Genomic DNA, 3,960 nt, shown 5'->3' on the forward strand with positions numbered 1-3,960 from the left:
AGCGGTGACACCTTGCTCAACAGCCCGGGGGCTTTGTCCGTTTCACCACCACCGCCTCGTCACCCGATCGGTGGCCAATCTGAAAATGCTCACTGATCAGAAACACGGCTCCCGTACAACATCACTGGAGGGCATCGAGGTGTTCATGTGCCGAACGATGCGCCGGGGGAACCGCTTTTGCCCGTCTCATCCCGCAGGGTCTGTCTCATTCCAAAAGGCGCCGACTCCATCCCTTTCGCCCCGGGCGGGCGTCCTTGAAAGTGAGACGTAAGAGGGTATAAATGGCCCTCTATCAACAACGTTCGTGATCAATAAACCCCCACGCCTTGCTCATGGCACGCCACAGCAGGGCGGCGAGCATCGCCAGGAACGGCAGCAGATCGTCGGCAGCGAACCAGGCCGTCTCGACCCGCCCCCTCCCGGCGGCCGGCCCCGCTGCCCGGTCCGCGTCCGGCCCGCCCCGTCCGCTCGCTCGCCCCGCTCCGCCCGGCCCGGCCGCTCCGGACCGGTCCGTGAGGCCCGCCGCCGCGCGGCGACGCGGCAGCGACCCGCCCCGGACCGCCGCGAGCAGCGCGTAGTTCTCGGCGACGAACACCCGACCCGGCCCGCCCACGGGCCGCGGTACCCGTTGACCCGTCAGATCCAGGTACATCGCCTGGACGACATCCAGCCCGAACGCGTCTGCGAACAGCCGGAACTGCGCCCCCGGGCGGGGGTTGAAGTCCACCAGCCGGAAGCAGCCGCGCTCGTCCCGGCGGAAATCCAGGTCCAGGATTCCCTGGTAGCCGAGCCGTTCGGCGAGCCGCAGCCCCGCCTCCTCCACCGCCGGGTCCGGCAGCCAGCGACCCACCGCCGTCAGCCCCGTCCGCACCGGCCAGGACAACTCCTTGCGGCCCGATCCCGCGAGCAGCGGAAGCCCGCCCCGCGCGAAGGCGCCGTGGAAGAACCAGTCGGTGTCCGGCCCGGCGGGCAGGAACCGCTGGAGCAGCAGCTGGCTCCCGGCCTCCGCCGAGCGCTCGTACAGCCGGCGCGCCTCGGCCGCGGTGTGCACCAGGGTGGTGCTGCGCAGCCCGTCTGCCCCGGAGGGCAGCAGCCAGGGCCGGCTCCACTTGGCGACCAGCGGCAGGCCGAGCCGCCAGGCCGCATCCGTCGCCTCGGCCCCGCTCGCCGGGATCACCGTCTCCGGGTACGGGACGTCCCACCGCGAGCAGAGCCCCGACAGCTCCGCCTTGTCGGCCACCCGGGCGGGCAGGTTGTCGGGCTGATGGGGAATCCGGAAACGCTCGCGGAGCATCGGCGCGACGCGGGACACCGCGATGGCGCTCAGGTCGTCCATGGCGACGAGCACCGCCGGGCGGCCGATCCGCTCCGACACACCGGTCAGGCACTCCAACAACGCCTCGGGCACCTCGGGGTCCAGCCCGCCGGCCGGGCCGGGATGCACGGCACGCAGATAGCGCGAGCGCCCCATGGGCCCTCCCCCGGCCTCGACGACGGCATGCACCTCCACACCCTTGCGGCCAAGAGATCTGACGGCGCCGAGGGTCCCGTGGTGGAACGGATTGCGGTCGAGTCTGAGCACAACGGCGGGCACCTGGTTGGCGAACGCGTGCATGGCATCCGTGTCTTTCACCTAGGGCGTCTTTTAGAGGTTGCTGGGTTGCTGGGTGGGTCGTCCGAGAAGGTGGCGGGCGGCCATCCAGATCGTGAGGTCGGGGGCGATCTGGGCGACACTGGTCTCGGTGACGACGTCGTGTTCGCGGCGGGTGGTGTCGCGGCGGACGACCTCGTAGTGGCTTTCGCCCAGGACCGAGACGGAGGTGAACCAGACCGGGTCGTCCTCGTCGGGCTGGATGACGACGAAGGTGTTGTCCGAGTCGTTGAGGTCCTCGATCAGCATGAACAGCGCGTCCTCGGATAGGTCCTCGACGTGGTCGCCGCTCTCACTCTCGGCTCGGTAGTACGCAGCCCCCATGGGCCCTGTCTCCCCTCAACCCGCTGACTCGATCGCGGCCAGAATGACATGCGTAACCGCCGCTTCCAGCAGGTCACAGCCACTCGCTGATCGCGGCAATGAGAACAGTCGCCTCGAAGTCGGACCGCGAGCTTGTCGAACCGGGTGGCCACCCCCCGGTTCCGCTTCAGCCGGTTGATGCCGCACTCGACCGCGTGCCGGGCCTTGCAGTCCTCACGGTCGAAGGTCGGAAGCCGCCCGCCAGACATCCCCGGCGCTTGCGGCAGCCGACCTGATCGGCAGGTTCGGGGTGGTGTTGCAGGCGCGACGGAGCCGAGATTCGGGTGAGGAATCGCTGGTACGGCGGTTGGTAGTTGAAAATGCTCAGTAAACGCTTCATACGGATGGCCGCTCCAGGGGGCCTGCCGACTATCGACGTTGTAGCCTCCAACTATAGGACAGCCCTTGCCCGCAGTCAGCCCAATTTCACTAAGGCTGTCCGGAACTTTTGGCCACAGGGCGGGGAGGATGTTTGTGGCCTGCTTACACGGATCCGATTCTGGGGGAAATTGCATGATTCGGCCCCGCAGTCGGGCTTAGCGACATCCTGCGCCAATTACGGGACCACCTTTAGAGGATCGCCCATCTGAAAAGAAACGGTAGTTTGAGATGCGACAGTACAGACGCCTGACCCTGGTGGTGGTTAGTCTCCTGATAGGCGTGATCAACTATTCACCAATCGCGGTAGCGGCCGATCATGCCAGCTCCGAAATCACAGAGATCGAAGTAGGCGACAGGGGAAAAGAAGTAGAGGAGGTTCAGGAAAAGCTGCAGGAGCTTCACTACTATCACGGGGCGATTAACGGACTCTACACGGACGAAATGATTCCCGCCGTGTGGGCCTTCCAGAAGGTTCAGGGAATCGAGCTGAGCAAGACGATCGGCACTGAAACACTGGAGGCTCTCTCCAGCCCGGTGGATCCGACGCCTATTATCGAAGAAGGGAGGGATGACCGTGTCGAGATCGATCTCACAAGCCAGCTCATGCAGGTATGGCAGGACGGAGAGCCCTTCCTCATCTCCCACATCTCATCGGGCTCGGGTGCCTACTATTGCTCGGACGGCCGATGTCGGTACGCCACAACCCCGACGGGCGACTTCAAGGTGTACAAGAAAATCGACGACTGGGAGACGGCCCCTCTCGGAGAAATGTACCGTCCTCTATACTTCTACGGTGGATTCGCTATTCACGGAAGCACCAGTGTCCCGTTGAGGCCGGAATCTCACGGATGCATCCGCGTGCCGATGTCTCTGGCAAACCTGATGGCCGATACGGTCGAAGTCGGCTGGCCCGTGCACCTACGTCGGCTGTGAGGAAACGAAATCGAACTCTTCACGCCTGCGTCTAGAGGGGGGTGCGTATTTGGTTGTGATGGCCCTCGCGGCGGGGTCGGATGCGGTAGACCGTCTTGTGTATGGGCCGCACCCCGAGCGGCTGCGGCAGCAGTTCGAGGGCGTGATCTGACGGTTCCGGACGGGTGGGCAGTGAACCTCTTTCAGCCTGGTTCTTGAAGGGTGAAAGTGCTGGTCAGAGGGTTTGTGGGTGACATGGCGAAGCCTCCGTCGTTGGTGTGGTGTTCTCACGCATCACGCTGACAACGGAGGCTTCGTTGGTTCCGTATTCTGCCGGTTTCCATGTCCCGCATGAGCTCGTCGAGCATGTCGACTGGCTGCTGTACGCACGGTGTCGGCGTGCAAGCGTTGGGGCTTGAAGTGGCGGCCGCGATGCGGGTCGTGTCTCGTTTGGTGACCCATGATCATGGGCTTCAGGGCGACGCTGTCGTGGGTGTTGGCCGCGGTGACGCCGAAGACGAGGGGCAGTCCGTTCGCGTCCGACAGGACGTGCATCTTGGAACCCGGCTTGCCCCGGTCCACGGGGCTCGGACCTGTGAGTTCGCCCCCTTTTTGGCCCTCACGTGGGCGGAGTCGAGGACAGCGCGGGACAG

The 3,960-nt window shown here is 65.3% G+C and carries 3 protein-coding genes and 3 pseudogenes; 2 read left to right on the top strand and 4 right to left on the bottom strand.

The features are described from left to right. Nucleotides 1–292: 292 nt before the first annotated feature. The 3 genes and pseudogenes from ABZX75_RS33985 to ABZX75_RS33995 form a co-directional block, all read right to left on the bottom strand. Nucleotides 293–1,633, bottom strand: coding sequence for an ATP-grasp domain-containing protein (locus tag ABZX75_RS33985; protein ID WP_355418011.1), 1,341 nt, complete (start codon nt 1,631–1,633; stop codon nt 293–295). A 12-nt stretch (nt 1,634–1,645) separates the two neighbouring features. Further along, nucleotides 1,646–1,975: a hypothetical protein gene (locus ABZX75_RS33990; RefSeq protein ID WP_355418014.1), complete on the bottom strand. Its 330-nt coding sequence runs from the start codon at nt 1,973–1,975 to the stop codon at nt 1,646–1,648. A gap of 113 nt (nt 1,976–2,088) precedes the next feature. Continuing rightward, nucleotides 2,089–2,264: pseudogene (locus tag ABZX75_RS33995) on the bottom strand (IS5/IS1182 family transposase); the annotation flags it as partial. 410 nt (nt 2,265–2,674) lie between these two features. On the opposite strand from ABZX75_RS33995, the gene ABZX75_RS34000 reads away from it, so the two are divergent. Both ABZX75_RS34000 and ABZX75_RS34005 read left to right on the top strand, forming a co-directional pair. Next, entirely contained in the window at nt 2,675–3,328 is a 654-nt protein-coding gene (locus tag ABZX75_RS34000; RefSeq protein WP_355418017.1) for a L,D-transpeptidase family protein, read from the top strand. Between the two features lie 257 nt (nt 3,329–3,585). Then, nucleotides 3,586–3,690 (top strand): annotated as a pseudogene (locus ABZX75_RS34005) (IS5/IS1182 family transposase); the annotation flags it as partial. 79 nt (nt 3,691–3,769) lie between these two features. Here the strand turns inward: ABZX75_RS34005 and ABZX75_RS34010 are convergent. After that, a pseudogene (locus tag ABZX75_RS34010) lies at nt 3,770–3,960 on the bottom strand (transposase); the annotation flags it as partial.

The sequence above is a fragment of the Streptomyces sp. NPDC003038 genome, assembly GCF_040611115.1.
In the GTDB taxonomy this organism is placed as follows: Bacteria; Actinomycetota; Actinomycetes; order Streptomycetales; family Streptomycetaceae; genus Streptomyces.